Origin of the sequence: Muricaecibacterium torontonense (assembly GCF_004793925.1) — a bacterium.
GTDB lineage: Bacteria > Actinomycetota > Coriobacteriia > Coriobacteriales > Atopobiaceae > Leptogranulimonas > Leptogranulimonas caecicola.
This window is the reverse complement of record NZ_SRYE01000001.1, coordinates 479,905-497,915: the sequence shown is the minus strand read 5'-3', so window position 1 is coordinate 497,915 and position 18,011 is coordinate 479,905. Positions and strand designations below refer to the sequence as shown.

Annotated in this window: 13 protein-coding genes; 3 read left to right on the top strand and 10 right to left on the bottom strand. The window is 58.1% G+C overall.

Going from position 1 to position 18,011, the window contains the following annotated elements:
• Positions 1–39: 39 nt before the first annotated feature.
• Positions 40–483 (top strand): large conductance mechanosensitive channel protein MscL, encoded by a 444-nt coding sequence (mscL, locus tag E5334_RS02060; RefSeq protein WP_136011934.1) that lies wholly within the window; start codon positions 40–42, stop codon positions 481–483.
• Between the two features lie 128 nt (positions 484–611).
• Here mscL and E5334_RS02055 read toward each other — a convergent pair whose 3' ends face one another.
• From E5334_RS02055 to nifJ, 8 genes are all read right to left on the bottom strand, one after another.
• Complete coding sequence (locus tag E5334_RS02055; RefSeq protein ID WP_265591605.1) at positions 612–1,634, bottom strand: phosphoglycerate dehydrogenase; 1,023 nt, start codon at positions 1,632–1,634, stop codon at positions 612–614.
• Between the two features lie 118 nt (positions 1,635–1,752).
• Positions 1,753–2,658, bottom strand: a complete 906-nt coding sequence (locus E5334_RS02050; RefSeq protein WP_136011932.1) for a phosphotriesterase family protein — start codon at positions 2,656–2,658, stop codon at positions 1,753–1,755.
• Positions 2,659–2,663: 5 nt separating this feature from the next.
• Entirely contained in the window at positions 2,664–3,809 is a 1,146-nt protein-coding gene (gene dgoD, locus E5334_RS02045) for a galactonate dehydratase (protein WP_136011931.1), read from the bottom strand.
• Positions 3,810–3,872: 63 nt separating this feature from the next.
• Positions 3,873–5,141 carry a PTS transporter subunit IIC gene (locus E5334_RS02040; RefSeq protein WP_136011930.1) on the bottom strand — a complete coding sequence of 423 codons (1,269 nt, stop codon included), beginning with the start codon at positions 5,139–5,141 and terminating at the stop codon, positions 3,873–3,875.
• Positions 5,142–5,183: 42 nt separating this feature from the next.
• Positions 5,184–5,480, bottom strand: coding sequence for a PTS sugar transporter subunit IIB (locus E5334_RS02035; RefSeq protein WP_136011929.1), 297 nt, complete (start codon positions 5,478–5,480; stop codon positions 5,184–5,186).
• 15 nt (positions 5,481–5,495) lie between these two features.
• Positions 5,496–5,945 carry a PTS sugar transporter subunit IIA gene (locus E5334_RS02030; RefSeq protein ID WP_167604259.1) on the bottom strand — a complete coding sequence of 150 codons (450 nt, stop codon included), beginning with the start codon at positions 5,943–5,945 and terminating at the stop codon, positions 5,496–5,498.
• A gap of 2 nt (positions 5,946–5,947) precedes the next feature.
• Entirely contained in the window at positions 5,948–6,574 is a 627-nt protein-coding gene (locus E5334_RS02025; RefSeq protein WP_265591608.1) for a bifunctional 4-hydroxy-2-oxoglutarate aldolase/2-dehydro-3-deoxy-phosphogluconate aldolase, read from the bottom strand.
• 433 nt (positions 6,575–7,007) lie between these two features.
• Positions 7,008–10,661, bottom strand: coding sequence for a pyruvate:ferredoxin (flavodoxin) oxidoreductase (gene nifJ, locus E5334_RS02020; protein ID WP_136011927.1), 3,654 nt, complete (start codon positions 10,659–10,661; stop codon positions 7,008–7,010).
• A gap of 131 nt (positions 10,662–10,792) precedes the next feature.
• Here nifJ and E5334_RS02015 point away from each other — a divergent pair, with 131 nt between their 5' ends.
• On the top strand, positions 10,793–12,049 hold the full coding sequence (locus E5334_RS02015) for a chloride channel protein (RefSeq protein ID WP_167604258.1): 1,257 nt from the start codon (positions 10,793–10,795) through the stop codon (positions 12,047–12,049).
• 373 nt (positions 12,050–12,422) lie between these two features.
• Here E5334_RS02015 and E5334_RS02010 read toward each other — a convergent pair whose 3' ends face one another.
• Positions 12,423–13,601 carry an AEC family transporter gene (locus tag E5334_RS02010; protein WP_136011925.1) on the bottom strand — a complete coding sequence of 393 codons (1,179 nt, stop codon included), beginning with the start codon at positions 13,599–13,601 and terminating at the stop codon, positions 12,423–12,425.
• Between the two features lie 80 nt (positions 13,602–13,681).
• Complete coding sequence (oxc, locus tag E5334_RS02005; protein WP_275438881.1) at positions 13,682–15,478, bottom strand: oxalyl-CoA decarboxylase; 1,797 nt, start codon at positions 15,476–15,478, stop codon at positions 13,682–13,684.
• 593 nt (positions 15,479–16,071) lie between these two features.
• Here oxc and frc point away from each other — a divergent pair.
• Positions 16,072–17,418, top strand: a complete 1,347-nt coding sequence (gene frc, locus E5334_RS02000) for a formyl-CoA transferase (protein WP_136011924.1) — start codon at positions 16,072–16,074, stop codon at positions 17,416–17,418.
• The last annotated feature ends 593 nt before the right edge of the window (positions 17,419–18,011 follow it).

Genomic DNA, 18,011 nt, shown 5'->3' with positions numbered 1-18,011 from the left:
GACGGCCGGCACGCCTGTCTCCAAAACAAAGGAAGTCCCATGTCGCAGGATCCTAAGAAAATTGCCGAGCAAAGCAAGGGCCTTTGGGCCGAGTTCAAAGAGTTTATCTCCCGCGGATCGGTGATCGACCTCGCAGTAGGCATGATCATTGGCGCTGCGTTTACTGCCATCGTAAGCTCGCTGGTAAACGATGTGGTCATGCCCCTCATCGGCGTCATTATCGGCGGCATTGACTTCTCTGGCATTCAAACCCAGGTGGGCGGCGCCACCATCATGTGGGGCAACTTCATCCAGGCAATCATCAACTTCTTGCTTATCGCCCTGGTGGTCTTCCTCATGGTGAAGGCTATCAACACTGCCCACGATGTGATGACCAAAAAGAACGTCGAGGAGCTCGAGGAGGCTACCGCCGAGCCCACTCCTGAGGACAAGCAGCTGCAGCTGCTTGAGGAGATCCGCGACGCGCTGGTAAATCGCGAGTAATTTGCAGAGCGGCACCTGCAAACAGAGGCATGTCTGCCCAAAGGGCGGATGTGCCTCTGTTTGAGACACTCCTTGGCAACAGGAAGGCCTACAGGGATTGCAGCTTGGCCCCTGGTTTCCGTTAAAGATTAAAGAAGCATGTCCCCTGTGTTCAAACCCATGCTCACTGCAGATTCATAGAGAAGCTGGCTGGTGACAGGATCGGGCGGCTCCACCCCATCTTTGACGGCCAAGATATTGTCTACCACCACGTTGCCCATGCGCTCGCTGGACTCATAAGTGTTACCTGCGACATGCGGGGTTACCAGCACATTCTCATAGTCATAATAGGGTTGATGGATAGGCGGCTCCCTATCGAAGACGTCCGTGGCGAAGCCCCTGAGCCTTCCCTCTAGGAGCGCCTTGTTTAGGGCGTCATGGCGGACGATGCCAGCACGCGCAGTATTTATGAGAATTGCAGAATCCTTCATCATTCGAAGCTCGCGTGCGCCTATAAGGTTTCGAGTCCCGTCGTTAAGAGGGGTATGGATGGTCACCACGTCTGAGCGTCGAAGCAGATCATTCAATGTTGTATATATTACGCCATAGATAGTCGGCTCGTTTCTCTGCACGATATCGTAACCAAGGATATCCATGCCAAAACCCATGGCGCGCCTGGCTACCGCACTTCCGATCTGCCCTACGCCCACAATGCCGATAGTCTTGCCATAGAGGCTCGTCCCTGCGATCTTGTCCCATCCTCCGCTGCGCGTGGATATGATCATCTGCGAGATGTGACGCTCTAGGTCGAGGATCAGGCCCATGGTGAAGTCGGCCGTCTCCTCGCGGTTGGTCGCCGGAGCGTAGGTCACTTGGATATTGCGGGCTCGAGCCTCAGCAAGATCGACACCGTCAAAGCCCACGCCATAGCGAGCAATGATGCGCAATTTCCTAAGACGTTTTATCACGCTGGCAGGAAGGGGATCATTGCCCAGGATTATCGCACGGGCATCTCCTGCGAACTCCACCATCTCACCCTTGGTAAGCGGGCGACCATAGGGGTTAAGTCGCACCTCGCACCCCGCCTCTTCCAGGCGACGCACCGGGCCTTCTGCGAATCGGCCGAACGTGACAGCACTCGAAGCTACGACCCACTTTGACGTACGAGACACGATTGCTCCCACCATTCCATTAGCTGCTCTGAGGGCATTTTAGAGCAAGCAGGCGGCTCGAGGCTTCTCTGGCCATCGAACCGCCCGCGATTTACACGGCAGGTTGTCTCATACCTGGCTATGCCCAGTTAAGCAAACGCTGGGGATTCGCCCTCACCATGGCGTCAAAGGCTTCCTCGCCAATACAAGCCGTCAACTCTTTTTTGAGATCCGTAAGGATGTAGGCGAGGCCTGGCTTTCCCCCATAGGCAGGCCAATACTCCTTCTTGCCCATATCTCCAGCCAAACAAAGCCTGTCGCCAACACCTATCTCCACAAGCTCCTTGATCATTGACACGCGTTCGTGATCGCGACCGTCGAGGTCTCTCCCTACATGGTCGAGACTCACATAGGCTCCAGTGTTGCAAATAGCCGCAATATAGGCAGCGTTCAATGTCAGGTCCACATGGGAGAGACAGACGTGGCTTGGGTCCATCCCTTCGGCCTCAACAAGAGCCAGCTGCTCTAAGGCCATGGTGCCTTTGTCACAATGAGTGATCATGGGCATATGATGCTCAACGGCAACCCTGGTGCAGATTTTGATCGCTCGACGTTCGCGGTCTGTGATGGTATTCAGGCTTGTGCCCACCTTGACAGCTGCTGGCTTGATGCGGTGAGTGCCAATGCCGTCCTCGATCTCATCTGCCACCACCCCGGCTATCTCGTCATCGGATAGCTTGTCAAACCATGTGGGAAGATGCTCCTCCTTATGAAGTCCAGTCACACAGAGAATGTGGCATCCTGTACGCGTGGCCATAACCTTTAAGGCCTCGGTATTTCGACCAAAGTTGAGTGGGGAAAGCTCCACAATGGTCGATCCCCCCGCAGCCATGAAGCTCTCGATCTCCTCCACACCGCGGTCCACGTCATCCAAGGTGTAGGGATAGAAGGCGGGCAGCTCGTTGGGCTTCACATAGAGGTGCTCATGAATGTAGGTGGTGCCAAGCTCGGCAGCATCTACCGGCCCCAAAACCGTATTGACCATGGCTGCTACCACTCGGCAATGGTGCCGTCGTAATTCTTCCAGGCGGGATTGCGCCACACGAGACCTTCGGCAGAGATTTGGCGGATCTTCTCCTCGTCCATGACGAGGCCCAGGCCAGGCTTATCGGGAATCTGCACGTAGCCGTCCTCAAACTCAAAAACCTCCTTGTTCTCGATGAAATCAAGGATGTCGAAGCCCTGGTTGTAGTGGATGCCAAAGCTCTGCTCTTGAATGAACACGTTGGGAGTGCAGGCATCCACCTGAAGGGTGGCCGCCAACGCAATGGGACCATAGGGGGCATGGGGCGCAGCGGCCATATCGTAGGCCTCGGCCATGGCACAGATCTTGCGAGTCTCAAGGATGCCACCACACATGGCCACATCGGGCTGGATGATGTCGATAGCGCCCTGTTGGAACAGCGTCTTGTACTCCCAGCGGCTATAAAGCCGCTCGCCGGTAGCCAGAGGCACGGCCACCTCGTTGGCGATCTTGTCGAAGACCTCCCAGTTTTCAGGCAACACTACCTCCTCCAAGAACATGGGATGGTAAGGCTCGAGCGCCTTGGCGAGCACCTTGGCCATGGGCTTGTGCACGCGGCCATGAAAGTCGATTCCCACCTCGATGTCGTCGCCGCATACTTCGCGAATGGAGGCAATGCGGTCGACCACCGCCTTCACCTTGTCATAGGTGTCAACGTAATGAAGCTCCTCTGTGGCATTCATCTTGACCGCCTGGAATCCGCGGTCAAGACGACTCTTAGCTTGCTCGGCCACATCGGAAGGACGATCTCCGCCAATCCAGGAGTACACGCGAATGCGATCGCGGGCAGCGCCACCAAGGAGCTCGTAAACAGGCACACCAAAGGCTTTTCCCTTGATGTCCCAGAGGGCCATCTCGATTCCGGAGACGATGGTGCCGTTGATGGGGCCGCCACGGAAGAAGGAGCGGTGCAGCTCTTGCCAGAGACGCTCGATCTCGAAGGGGTTGCGACCCACGATGCGCTCGGCCAGCTCCTTGGCGCCCTCTACCACCGTGCGAGTCTTGGTGCCAGAGATAAGCTCACCCCATCCAGAAATGCCTTCATCGGTGTTTACCTTGATAAAGATCCAGCGGGGTTTGACTTCAAAGAGCTCCACACCGGTAATTTTCATATCTATCCCCTGTTTCCAGAAGGGCCCAGAGGACAGCTCCTCTGGGCCAGATGAACAAATCTATTACGCGAACAGGCCACCCAAAAGGGAGAGCACATAACCGATGAGGTGAGTACCTGCATCCTCGGTGCTAATGAGCTCCATGCCTTCGGGAAGGACAAATCCACCGGTAAGCGCAAGCTCAGTGTGAACGGGAGCCATGGCAGTGCCGATAAGCAGTACGGCTGCGGTAATAAGGGTTGCCGACAGGATGCCACGAACAATGTTGCCCTTTCCAAAGGCGCAGGGCCACGCGGCCAGCCACATGGCCTGATATGCGATGTCGGCCACAGGAAGGAGCTTGTTGCCAGGCAAGAAAGCCGCAAGCACTAGAGTAATGGGCACCATGATGATGCCTACAGTGATGACGGAATCATCAGCCACGGTCAGAGCGGCATCGACGCCCATGGTGAAGTTGGCATCGGGGAATTTCTTGGACAGGGTGTTTTTGACGGCGTCGGCGAAGGGGAGCAGGCCCTGCATGAGGATCTGCATCATCTTAGGGGTCAACACCATGGTGGCCGAGGTGCTCATGGCCACGATCATGATCTGCTCCACAGGATCGCCGGCAAGAATGCTGATAAGGGCGCCAAAGATAAGGCCCATGAACATAGGCTCACCCACAAAACCGAAGCGCTCTTGAATGCCTGCGGGAGAGGCATTGACGTTCTTGAGACCAGGGATAATACCCCAAAGCTTATCGAGGAAGAAGGCGACAGGAGCCCAGCACACCGAGTTGGACGTAGGGAAGTTCACGCCTTCCAGCTCGAAGTAATCCTCCACCACAGGAGTGGTCCAGTCGGCCAGCTTGAAGGAGATAATGGCGTCGATAGCCGCAGCCACAAGCGCGATCCAGGGATTGCCGCCAGTGGCGTACCATACAAGAGCGCCCGTGAAGATGTAGTGGTTGTAGGACCAGAAGTCCACCATGACCGTGCGGGTCTGCTTGATGAGAAGCATCACCACGTTCACGCCGAGAATAACGAAAACCACCGGAGCTGCCAGAGGGAACGACCAGGTAGCAGCGGCGCGAGCCGGCCAGCCTACATCCATAATGGACGTCTGGATGCCCCAGTTGGCAACCATGGCCTGAACGCTGCCGGCCACTTGACCTACAAACCAGTTGATGACGATATTGACGCCTGCAAAACCTACGCCCACGAGGAGGGCGGATTTCAAAAGGGTGTTCATCTTCACGCGGAAGATCAGGCCTAGGATAAAGATGATGATAGGCATCATGCACATGGGGCCGAGCGACGCGAACGTCTGCAAGGCGGTAATCACGATCTCCATGGAACAAGCCTCCTAATGCGTATGCACTCTTATCTCTTGACGTTATTTCTTGAGCTCTTCTGCAATCTTGTCGAGCACAGCTTGCTCACCAACACCGGTAATGAAAGCAGTGCCTTTCACGATGGGCACATCAGTCTCGACACCCTTGAGCTTGCCAGTGGGAACGATGAGATCCACGTGGTTGGTAGCAAGATTGCCAAGCACCTCAGAGAACTTGCACTGAATGAAGTTGGGCTCAGGGGCGCCGATGGCCTTCGCCACTTCCTTGATCTTCTCTACCGCAACCGTAGAAGTGATCATTGATGAAGCGCAGCATACGATGACGGTTTTCTTCTCCATAATGCCTTTCCTCTCCTAATTAAAAATATCGACTACTTCATCTACGTTCGAAGCGTTCAGGGCTTTTTTGAGCGTGTCTTGGTCTTGGATAACACCCATGATTTTTTGAAACGCATCTATCTGCTTCTCGGGCTTGTCAAACAAGCTCAGCACTACCACGGATACCTGCACCTGCTCGTCAGGGTCTTCCATGTTCTTCCAGGCCACTGGATTGGCGAGCGTTGCCACCACGAGCTTGGTAGCGCGGGCGTACTGAGGATCGGTGTGAGGAATAGCTGCGCAGATCTCACCCAGTTCAAGCCCGGTGGGATAGTTGTCTTCGCGCTCCAACAGGCTTTCCTCATAGCCAGGAACAATGGTCTTTTGAGCGGTCAAGTGCTCACAGAGCTGATGTATGACCTCTTCCTCGCTTGACGCCTTAAGCCCTAGCAGTGCGTCTTCAGGAGAAACACGAAACGTTGTCACAGCTACCACCTCACCCTTTTCTCCAGCTCTGCCAGGGATCGCGCAATGCCTTCCCCATTGTGTGTGGCTACATCTTCTGGGTTAAAGCAGCCTGAACCAATACCTGCATAGGATGCACCCGCATCAAAGTAGTCTTGGACGTTCTGGGCGTTGATGCCGCCCACCACCATGAGGGGCAGAGGGCCAAGTGGAGCAGCCAGATCTTTGAGGTAGGCAGGCCCTAGGCGGCTGGCAGGAAAGACCTTCACGATATCTGCCCCCATGTCAAACATAGTGGCAATCTCTGTGGGGCTGAACCCCGAAGGGACCGAGATGACGCCTGCATCCTTAGCCACATCGATAATCCCCTGAGAAAAGCCCACGGGCGAAAGCAAGAATGAAGAGCCTGCATCGATAGCTGCATGAGCTTGCTCCACGGTGCGCACCGTGCCGGCGCCAATAGACAGCTCGTCGCCAAACTCATCGTTGAGCGCACGAATGGTATCCAAGGCGTCATCAGTGACCAGCGACACTTCCATGGACCTAACTCGACTCTTGGTCATCTGGGCTGCAATGATTCGAGCTGCCTTCAGAGGGACACGCCTGAGGATCACCGTCACTTTGGGGAACGCCACGTTCTGACCAATCACTCTCTCCTCCTTCGATGTCGTATTTTTTTCTGTTAATAAGATTAGATCACATGTATTCTACACATTCAATAGAAGGGGTCAATTCCTGTCCGTTAGTTTTATTACTGAATCTATCAGTTGGTATTTACGCAGGTATTTTGCTTATTAGATATTATTCAGTCATTCATGATCACTTATGTAGGAACTATGTACTAACTGTCATGCTAGTTATGGTATGTATATTTCTTTTTCTTTTATGTATAGATTTTATTTTTGAATATCTACTGCACAACCCGTTCCCCACGACACAAGCCAGTCCCTCGGCACAGAAAAGCGGCACGAAAGCTCACTGAGAACCTCCGTGCCGCCTGATGCCAGCACGCTCTATGTCGCTCCCATGCCAAAGAGGGCCCCAGAGCCATTGCCTTAAAGTCATCCTCGGACTAACTCCGCGCTACTGCTCGTCACCCTTCTCTTGAGAGCCACACATATCTACAAGGCCGCTCAGGCGCCTATATACAGCGTCGCTATCCTTGGCCAGCTCTGACTGGAGGCGGCCGGAAAGCTGGGGCTCGCGATCGGCCAGGCTCTCGTAGCGGCGCATCTTGGCCAAGAAGGGCTTGAGCGGCTTGGAAGGTGTGGGAGAGTCAACGGTCAATGGGTCATCTCCTTGAGCGCTCTTGCGCGGATCGAAGCGCCAAAGCGGCCAGTAGCCGGTTTGGGTGGCCTCGCGCATGATGCCTGTGACAGAGGACATGCCGCCTTCGATCTGCCAGCTGATGCAGGGGCAAAGGGCGATGACCACGCTGGGGCCGTCGTAGGAGTCTGCCTCGTGGAGAGCCTGGATGAGCTGGTTCATATCGGCGCCAAAAGACACATGGGCCACATAGACGTAGCCGTACTGGGTGAGCATGAGGCCCAAATCTTTCTTGGGCGTGCGCTTGCCGTTATAGGTGAAACCGGTCACCGCGCCCAGCTGGGTGGCCTTGCTCATCTCACCGCCGGTGTTGGAGTAGCCCTCGGTGTCGAGCACCAGCACATTGATGTTCTCGCCAGAGGCCACTACCTCGTCCAGTCCCCCATAGCCAATGTCGTAAGCCCAGCCATCGCCGCCCACGGCCCAGACACTCTTCTTGCCAAACATCTCCTTGTAGTCCAGGACCTCAGCGGCCAACGAACGTTCGTCAAGTCCCTGCGCTGCGCCAGAGGCAGCCGATGGGTGAGGTCCGTCAGCGTAGGGTTCGAGCTTCTCGGCAATGGCGACACCCAAGGAGTAGGCGGCGTCGGGATCGTCTTTGGAGGAGAGCCAGGTAGACATGAGGTCACGGGTCTCGGGATCGAAGGCCTTCTGGGAGAGGGCAGAGTTGACGCATTGGGCCAAGTGGTCTCGGCGGATCTTGACGCCCTTGGCGATGCCGTAGCCGTACTCGCCGTTGTCCTCGAACAGGGAGTTGCCCCAGGCGGGACCGTGACCTGCGGCGTTAGTGGCATAAGGGATGGCCGGCATATAGGCGCCCCAGATGGAGGAGCAGCCGGTGGCGTTGGCCATGATAAGGCGGTCGCCAAAGATCTGAGTGAGCAGCTTCACATGGGGAGTCTCGCCGCAGCCGGCGCAGCAGCTGGAGAACTGCAGGAGCGGAGGCTGGAGTTGGGTGCCCACCACCGAGGTCGTAGGCATGAGGTCTGTCTTGAGCGAGATGGACCCCTGACAAAACTCCAGAGCCTCTTTTTGGGTCTCAAGCTGGGTTTCCAGGGGCTGCAGGCTCAGGGCATGACCGGGACAGCGATAGACGCAGCTGCCGCACCCCACGCAATCCTCGGGGAAGACCTGGATGCGGAAGTTCAAGCCTTTGAGGTCTGGATGGCGGGCAGGCTTGGTGTCGAAGCCGGCCGGGGCACCGGAAAGCTCCTGGTCTGTGGCCACAAAGGGTCGAATGGCGGCATGGGGGCACACGAAGGAGCACTGAGTGCACTGAACGCATTTGTCAGCATCCCAAAGGGGGACGTTCACCGCCACAGTGCGCTTCTCCAGCGCAGTGGTGCCCAGAGGGGTGAAGCCATCGGGAGTGAGGGCGCTTATGGGCAAATCGTCGCCTTTGAGCTCCTCCATGGGCCAGAAGACGTCTTTGACGTAGGCGCTCTGAATGCAGTCGGCCTGCTCTTGGGCCTGAGTGAGGGGGCCTTGGGTGTCGGTAGCCCAACTGGCGGGATAGTCGATGGCCACCAGCGAATCCAGGGCTTGTTGGACCGCCTGGATGTCGGCGTTCACCACCTTGGAGCCCTTGGCAGCATAGACCTGAGCGATATCTTTCTTAAGGGCGTCCAGGAAGCGGTCGTAGTCCATAAGGCCCGAAAGCTTGAGGTAGACGCACTCCATGATGAGGTTGATCTTGCCGCCCAGGCCGCATTTCTCGGCCAGAGAAGTGGCGTCTACGGCGTAGAGCTTCGCATGCTTTTTGGCCAGTGCCTGCCTGAGCTCGGCGGGCACCTGACGCTCCCAGTCTTGCGAAGTAGTCCAAGGCGCATTGATCACAAAGGTGCCACCCTCCTTGAGGCGGCTGGCCATGGGATAGCCGCGGCGCACATAGATTGACTTGTGGCAAGCCACATAGTCTGCATTATCAATCAAGTAAGGAGCCTGGATGGGGGCATCGTCCAAACGCAGGTAGCAAATGGTGAGACCGCCGGACTTCTTGGAGTCAAACCAGCTGTATTCCTGCACGTAGGTGCCCTGCTCGCGAGAGAGGATGCGCGCCGCCTGCTTGGAGGCGCCCACCGTGCCGTCGGAGCCAAAGCCATAGAACACGGCCTGGGACTTGGGCGCCTTGCCCACCTGGAAGGGTTCGCCCACCGGCAGCGACAGATAGGTGACGTCATCGGTGATTCCTACCGAGAAACGCTCCTTGGGCGAGCTGGAATCCATGTTGTCGAAGACGGCCTTGACTTGGGCCGGAGTGAAATCCTTGGAAGACAATCCATAGCGGCCGCCAAAGACCTTGATGGCACGTCCGCTTGAAAGCACTGCCAGCGCCACGTCTTCGAAGAGGGGCTCGCCTAGGCTGCCAGGCTCTTTGGTGCGGTCTAACGCCGAGACGCACTCCACCGTCTGGGGCAGCGCCTCCATAAGGTGAGCCCCGGAGAAGGGGCGATAGAGCCGCACGGCAACCACACCCACTTTGTGGCCTTCATGCTGCAGCTGCGCCACGGTTTGGGCCACCACCTGGGCCGACGAGGCCATGGTCACAATCACATGGGTAGCGTCCGGCGCACCGGCATAGTCAAAGAGATGATACTGGCGGCCGGTGACCTTTGCCAACTTGTCCATGTTGGCCTGCACCAGCGCCGGCAGCTTGTCATAATAGGGGTTGGCAGCCTCGCGATTTTGGAAATAGATGTCAGAGTTTTGAGCGGTGCCACGCACCTGTGGGCGCTCGGGCTCCAGGCAACGCTGCCTAAAGGCGCGCACCTTATCCCAATCTACCAGTGGCTTCATGGCCTCAGGGTCGACGGTCTCGATGGTCTCGATGGCATCCGAGGTACGGAAGCCGTCAAAGAAGTGCACAAAGGGCACCGATCCGTCGATGGCCGACAAGTGTGCCACCCAGGACAAGTCCATGCATTCCTGCACCGTGGCGCTGGCCAACATGGCTAGACCCGTTGCCCTGATGGCCATGATGTCTTGATGGTCGCCAAAGATCGACAGAGCATGAGCCGAAAGCGAGCGGCACGTCACATGGAGCACACCCGGCAAAAGCTCACCCGAGAGCTTATAGAGATTGGGAATCATGAGCATGAGGCCCTGGGATGCAGTAAACGTCGAGGTAAGGGCCCCTCCTGCCAGAGCACCGTGCAGAGCGCCGGCCACGCCCTTCTCGGACTGCATCTCTTTGACCTCCACCGGCGACCCAAAGAAATTGAGGCGGCCGTCGCACGCCCAGCGTTCCACCGTCTCTGCCATCCGCGAGGCCGGCGTGATGGGATAGATGAAGGCCGCATCCGAGAGCGCATAGGCCGCCTGAGCCGCTGCCGTCATGCCATCCATAGCCTGAAGCTGGGATTTTGTCGTAGTCGACGATGCAGACGCAGGGGTGGACGGAGTTTGTGCCATGGTGCCTCCCAAGAAATGCGCGGACGCAATGAGTGCCTTCCGTTGGTCTATACCCCCCAAGAGGTTCCATCCCAAGGCATACGCCTGCCTGCATGGGTAAAAAGGAATCTACGGATATATGGGAGGTGAGTGTGGGCTCCGCGATTCGCCAGAAGACTGCCCAACTGCAGGGACGGATGGCTCGCTACGACTGGGTACAAGGACGACGCAGACTGGCCTTTGCCCTGGTCTGCGGCCTACTCTGCGGCCTTGCGAACATTGTGTTGTGCCGCAGCGTCTCCTGGATAGGCGAGCTTTGGCGCGCATTCCCCTGGATGAGCGCCCTTTTGCCTGCGCTAGGGTTGCTGGAAATCGCGCTCTACCGAGCATTGCGCCTGCCTATGAACCTCACCCCTGGATTTGACGGCCTCATCGACTCCATGAAGTCCCGCAGGCGCTTTCCCGTCCGAGAAGGGATTGCCGTCTTTCTCGGCACGCTGATGTCTCTTGCAGGAGGCGCCTCCGTGGGGCCGGATTCTGCCTCCAAGCATCTGGGGGCCTCGGTAGGAACGCTGCTGCTTCCCTGGTTCTCCCTGGAAGAAGATGACGGTGAGCCTGCCTGGGCTTGGGCGTGCGCCTGTGGCTTGACAGCGTGTTTCTCGGCACTGCTCTGTGCGCCGCTGGGCGTCTTTGCCTACCTGGTCGAGCATCTTCGCGCCCACCGCATCGCCCTGCGCCATCTGCCTACCGTCTTGCTTTCTTGCTTGATTGGCGCCGCATTCGCGCGCCCCCTCAATTTGCAGATCGCCACCCCCTTTGTGGGTGTGCAGGGGGCCACTCCTGTGGATCTGTGGGCCGTCTGCCTGGTAGCCGTGGCGTGCGCGGTTGCAGGCGCCTGCTTTGGCACCGGAGTGCGCTGCTTGGAATTGGTGCGCGACAGGCTGGGGCGCTCCCCTATGAAGTGTTTGCTCGCAGGGGCAGCGCTGGTCACGCTGGCGCTCCTTCTCATCCCCAAGCTCGCCACCTGGGCCGGCCTGGGAACCCAACTGGTGATGCCAGCTCTCGCTCATGCGGAGCCTAGCTGGGGCTTTGCCTACAAGTTGCTGCTCACCATTGTGTGTTTGGGCTTTGGCCTGAGGGGCGGCGAAGTGACCATCATGTTTGTGGTGGGCGCCCTTCTCGGCTCCTCTATCGCGGGCCTTTTGGGAGCCAGTCCCTTGATCTGCGGCGCCCTCGCCATGGTGGCGCTCTACGGCGTGGCGCTGGACTCCCCTATCTCGGGCATGCTTATTGGCTGCGAGTTCTTTGGCTGGGGGTTTGCGCCCTGGATCGTTCCCTGCGTGGCGGTGGCCCACGGCTTGGGAAGGGGCATCGGGCGACTTTTCCCCTTCCGGCCGCGTACTCTGTAGCTTTTCGTTGCGCCCATGAGATGCTTTTTCGCGTGGCCTGAAACGATGGACGGATGCTGGCGGAGCGTATGCCAGCCTGATGGATGCTGGCTGGGCACATGCTGGCTGGGCACATGCGGGATGATACGGCGTGTTGCTGAGCGCATGCGGGATGATACGGCGTGAGATTCGTTATTCGGACCCCTTTTTACGAAAACGGGTGCGGTTTTGCCTGTCTGAGGCTCCATTCTCGTTATAAGAAGAGTTTCGGCACTGGGGCGATGCAAAACCCCAGTGCCGAAACTGCACTAATAACGAATTGGATGTCAAAGAGGATGCGATGGCGACAGCCGTCAAAGGCTGCCCAACAATGGGCCGCCGGATACCCGCTCCCTTAGTGGAACATGGAGCACAGAACAGGCATGAGCCACACCCACAGAATGCAGGTGGCGGCAAAGCCCACGGTAGAGACGGCCACCGAGTTGGCGCCTTCCTTCACATAGATGTTGTAGCGGCTCGAGATGATGATGCCGGAGAACGCAGGAGGCAGGGCCACTGCCATGCAGAGCATGGAGATCTTCGCAGGGTCAGAGCCCATTCCCAACAGGAAGCCCGCGGCCACGATGACCGCGGGGGTGAGGATCAGGCGGAAGAACGTGTTCCAGATGACCTCTTTGTTGATGCCCAGGCTTACGGTAGAGAGCGCCAGACCAGCGGACAGCACGGCGACGCCGGAGTTTGCCTTGGCGATAAGGTCGAAGCAGGGGTCCAGCGCATCGGGAACGCGCACACCCAGAAGCACCAACGCCACAGCAAGCAGCGGCGCCGCCGCCACGGGCTTCTTCACCGCATTGACGATGGCGGCGAGGTTCTGGTTCTTGATGACATGCTTCTTGCCATGGCCGCGTTCCTCGGCACGAATGACGTCGATCTCCTTGCGGATGCCATGCTCCTTCTCGGCCTTGCGGGCCTCCTCGTCGGTTACCGGGGCGCCCTCAGGCGTAGGTGCCGGTGCGACAGCGGCTACGGTTTTGGCAGGGGCAGCCACCGCAGCAGCGGAGCCGTTGGAAGAGGCTGCAGACTGCTTGGCCACCTTGTCGCGCAGCTCGCTCTGGCCCTTGTTGATGAGGTAGAAGCCCAGGGGGATGGTCACAGCATTTACCACGATGGACACGATGCCAATAACCAGGTTGGTGGTGACATCGTTGCCGTAGATGGGGTCGAGCACTGCGAATCCCAGAAAACCGATGGTGGGCGAGCCTGCGATCATGGCGCAGATGGCTGCTTCCTGGGTGGTGTGATGGAACAGCTTCTTGCACAGCCAGTAGCTGAGCATGAACATTCCGGTGACACCCACCAAAGATAGGATGGTAAGCATGAGGTCGGAGGCGAGCATCTCGCGCGTAGCCTTGACGATGGACACAAAGAGGGCCGCAGGCAGGGCGATGTCCAGCACTACCTTGTTAAGACCCTGACGCTGGTCGTCATCAAAATAGTGAACGCGGCCGCAGATGTATCCCAAAGCCATGATCACCAAGATAGGGATGATGTCGTTGACGATGATCTTGATCATAAAGGGGCTTTTCTCTTAAGAGGGGCCGCCCGCCTTGACAGGCGGCCTCCTCACTGACAGATCGCGTGGCATGCGCCAAGTTATTGCTGGGCAGGCTTCTCTTGCACCAGCTTTCCGTCAACAACCTCTTCATTGAGGTCTTCGCACTCGCCGGTAGCCAGCGGGCCAAAGATAGGCTTGGGGTTGAGGTTGCCGATGTGGCCGGACTCCTTGCCGGCATGGATGGAGAGCTGCACATGAATGAAGGCCGGCTTGCCCGAGGCCAGAGCCTCGGTGAGGTCTGCCTCTACCTCGGCAGGGGTGGTGGCGTAGTAGCCTTTGGCGCCGAAGGCCTCGCCCACCTTCTCATAGTGAGCCGTGGCATCCAAGGTCAGGGGGCTAGGATCTCCAGAGTCGCCCAGATCCTCGAAGTCGCCGCGGTAGATGCCGCCGTTGTTGAGGACGATGGTGACGATAGGCAGGTTGAAGCGGGTGGCAGTCTCGACCTCGAGAGGTGCGAAGCCATAGGCAGAGTCTCCGGAGATAGACACCACGGGCTTGCCAGTGGTCACAGCCGTACCGATGGCGTAGGGCATGGCCACGCCCATGACGCCCCAGGTGCCGCAGTCCAAACGATGGCGGGGCAGGTACATGTTCACGATGTCGCGGCAGTCGTCCAGGGTGTTGGCGCCGTCGTTGGTGAGATAGACGTCGTGGTTCTTGTCCAGCACGCGCTTGATGGCGCCCAGGGCGTTCTGATGGGTCATGGGCACGGTGTCTGCAGTCTCAGCACCGCCAAAGCGCTCGTTGTTTTTCTTGGCGTCGGCCGCCAGCAGGTCCAGCCACTCCTGGCTTGCCTGCACCTTGTGGGTGGCCAGGCCGTCCACCAGCTGGCCCATGACGGTCTTCGCATCGCCCACCAGCGGGCAGTCGATAGGACGGGCATTGCCGAATTCAGACTCATCGATATCGATCTGTATGAACTTGACGTTGGGGTTGTACTTCTTGCCTTTGCCGTAGCCCAACATCCAGTTGAGGCGAGCGCCCACCAGCAGGATGACGTCTGCCGTGCGCATGGCAAGGCCGCGGCAGGAAGCGGTGGAGTGGGGGTCGTCATCGGGGATGAGGCCCTTGGCCATGGACATGGGCTGGAAGGGGATGTTGGTCTTGTCGACAAACGCAGCCAACTCCTCCTCAGCACGGCCCAGAGCTGCGCCCTTGCCAATGATGATCCAGGGGTTCTTGGCGCCCTCCAGAAGCTCCAGGGCCTTCTCCACCATGGCGGGATCGGCCGCCTGGGAAGGGGTGAGGTTTTGGGCAGGGACGAGGATCTTCTCGGCAACGGACTTCTCGATGGTCTGACCCATGAGGTCGTCGGGGAGGTCTACATAGACGCCGCCAGGACGGCCTGCCATAGCGGTGCGGATGGCGCGCTCGATGCCCAGAGGGATGTCCTCGATCTTGTCGATGCGGAAGGAGTCTTTGGCGAAGGGCGCAGCGTAAGCGCGCTGGTCGAGGCCCTCGTACTCGCCCTCCTCCAGATCCACCGTATGGCGCACCGAGGAACCGGCCAGCTGGATGCAGGGCCAGCCATTCTCGGTCGCCTCTTTAAGGGAAGCGAGGCCGTTGAGGAAACCGGGAGCAGAAACGGTAAGGAACATGCCGGGACGGCCGGTAAGGAAGCCCTCGGCAGCAGCAGCGTTTCCTGCATCTGCCTCATGGCGCATACCGATGTATTTGACGCCCTTGGCCTGAGCAATGCGGGCGAAGTCGGTGACGGGGATGCCAACCACGCCATACATGTTCTTCACCCCATTGGCAATGATGGTGTCTGCCAAAAAATGCATGCCGTCGGTAAGGTCTTGAGTGGAAGTGGTAGGTGTGGTGCCAGTGGTCACAACAGCCTCCTTCGAAGTAGTGAACAGGTGACGCAACCGGCAGCACGCGCGAGCCGACTGCGCGCTCTAAGAAGGACGCTGAGCCCCTGAATACAAGGCCCAGCCGCCCCTAGATGAGCTCTTTCATCGCATTACGTCTCTTCCCATTAATCCGATCTCCTCACACCAACTTGACCGCCCACGCACAAAATCATCGGTCGGCGAGATGTTTCACAAGCTCACGCCCAATGCTAATTTCAGATTCCTTTTATATGTGCCAATACCTTTTTATTTTCATGAGGGTTTATTTGTTTTGATTGATTATTTATTCTCCCTTGCCGAGAAACCCTTCCCCACCTCCGGCGGCTTTTTGCCCTGTGGCTCCAGTTGGCCTGAGCCCCTAAGCTGACGGCGGATGGCGGACAAATGACCGCCATGGGCGCAACAGCCCTGCTCGACAGTGAAGATTTTGGCGGCGGCTCCGTGCCGCAGGGTTGCGCGAATGGTTGTGGGGTAAGAGTGCCTGTGAACACTCATCGCACCATGAAGGCTTTTTGGTGGGGGTCCCTACCCCCATGAAGCTCGTCTGTCCTCCTTGGAATGAAAGGATTTTCATGGCTGACACCACCAATACTGCGCCGCTTGCCGGCATCAAAGTCATCGACTGGACCCAGGTTCAATCCGGCCCCTCCTGCACCCAGATCCTCGCCTGGCTAGGCGCAGAGGTCATCAAGCTGGAGAAGGTCCACGGCGGCGACCCCACCCGCAACGAGATGAACGACGTCGACGGCTCGTACTCTCTGTACTATCTGCAGCTGAACGCCAACAAGAAGTCCATCACCCTGGATATGAAGGACGATGCTGCCAAGAAGATCCTCACCGACCTCCTCAAGGACGCCGACGTGTTTGTAGAGAACATTGGCCCCGGTGACGTGGAGAAGCTGGGCTTTGGCTGGAAGCAAGTGCACACCATCAACCCTAAGTGCATCATGGCCTCCCTCAAGGGCTTCAACCAGGGCAGCCGCTTTGCCCACGTGAAGGCCTTCGAGCCCGTGGCCCAGTGCGCTGGCGGTGCCGCTTCGACCACCGGTTGGAACGAGGGCGACTTCAACGTGCCTACCCAGTCCGGCGCCGCCCTGGGCGACTCCAACACCGGTATGCACCTTTGCATCGGCATCCTCGCCGCCCTTATGCAGCGCGAGCATACCGGCGAGGGCACCTATGTCTATCAGTCCATGCAAAACGCCGTGCTCAACCTTTGCCGCATCAAGCTGCGCGACCAGCTCATCCTGGACCGCCTGCATCAGCTGAGCTACTACGCCTGCTACCCCGGCTACAAGTGGGGCAAGGCGATTCCTCGCGCCGAGAACGCCGAGGGCGGCCTGGTTCTGGGCTGGTGCTACCGCGCCAAGGGCTGGGAGACCGACCCCAACGCCTACGTGTACATCGTGATTCAGCAGTCGCCCAAGGGCTTCGAGGAGTTCTGCAACGCCATGGGCTTTGAGGACTGGCTCACCGACCCCAAGTTCAACACTGCAAACGCACGCGATGAGCACAAGAAGGAGATCTACGAGCGCGTCGAGCAGTTCACCATGCAGTACGACAAGGGCACCCTCACCAAGATGCTTGGCGAGAAGGGCGTGCCCGTAGGCCCCGTCCTGGATTGGAACGAGCTGGAGAACGACCCCGACCTCAACACCGACGGCACCATCATCACCATCGATCAGGATGAGGCTCGCGGTTCCTTCAAGACCATCGGCCTGCCCTTCAGCCTCTCCAACTACAAGCCCGACTACAAGCGCGCCCCCAACCTGGGCGAGAACAACGTCGAGATCCTCAAGGGTCTGGGCTACACCGACGAGCAGATCGCCCAGCTCGAGCAGGCTGGCGTCATTGGCTCCAACAACGGCGTCAAGGCCGACCTGGTAGCTGCTCCTGCCGCCGACGCTGCTTCCAAGTAGCCCGCTGCTACAGAGTTGGTGTTGCAACGCAGCTACTGCGTCCTGCTCAGCCATTGTGTCCTGCAGGGCAGCTGCCGCATCTTGCTGCGCAGACATTGTGCTGAAAGCTTTTTAGAGGTGCCCCACCTAGCGATGGGGCACCTCTTGTTGTGGGTCTTAGGGGCAATGCGATTCGGCCGATGGATAACGACTTCTCAGGCAGCCAAACCACTCCCCCTGCTGGCTATGCACCCTTGGATACGACGCAGTCTCAGAGGTCCCAAAAGAAGGCCCATATAGGGCAGCCGCGTTCTTCTTAGGGCCTTAAAAGAACACCCAGAGGGAGCAGCTGTTCTCCTAGGCGCTCTAAGAGAACGGTTCTGTGAGCCTCCTGTTCTCCTAAGCAGCCAAATAGAACCCATTCTGTTCTATTTGGCTGCTTAGGAGTCCATTACCGCTTGAAGATCGCTTGAGAAGCGTTCTATTTGGAGTCTAATAGCCATCTCAGCTTTGCAAGTTGTTCTCCTAGATACTCATCTAGCACATCGAGATGAGCGGGCCCAGATGGCCCCCACAGGAGGGATCCGCCCAACAGTAAACCCAGATCGTCGCAG

What these genes read in the sequence shown, in the direction of transcription:
- nifJ (WP_136011927.1), bottom strand. Translation starts at nt 10,661, where the DNA reads ATGGCACAAACTCCGTCCACCCCTGCGTCTGCATCGTCGACTACGACA.
- E5334_RS02040 (WP_136011930.1), bottom strand. Translation starts at nt 5,141, where the DNA reads ATGGAGATCGTGATTACCGCCTTGCAGACGTTCGCGTCGCTCGGCCCC.
- E5334_RS02050 (WP_136011932.1), bottom strand. Translation starts at nt 2,658, where the DNA reads ATGGTCAATACGGTTTTGGGGCCGGTAGATGCTGCCGAGCTTGGCACC.
- E5334_RS02010 (WP_136011925.1), bottom strand. Translation starts at nt 13,601, where the DNA reads ATGATCAAGATCATCGTCAACGACATCATCCCTATCTTGGTGATCATG.
- E5334_RS02035 (WP_136011929.1), bottom strand. Translation starts at nt 5,480, where the DNA reads ATGGAGAAGAAAACCGTCATCGTATGCTGCGCTTCATCAATGATCACT.
- mscL (WP_136011934.1), top strand. Translation starts at nt 40, where the DNA reads ATGTCGCAGGATCCTAAGAAAATTGCCGAGCAAAGCAAGGGCCTTTGG.
- frc (WP_136011924.1), top strand. Translation starts at nt 16,072, where the DNA reads ATGGCTGACACCACCAATACTGCGCCGCTTGCCGGCATCAAAGTCATC.
- dgoD (WP_136011931.1), bottom strand. Translation starts at nt 3,809, where the DNA reads ATGAAAATTACCGGTGTGGAGCTCTTTGAAGTCAAACCCCGCTGGATC.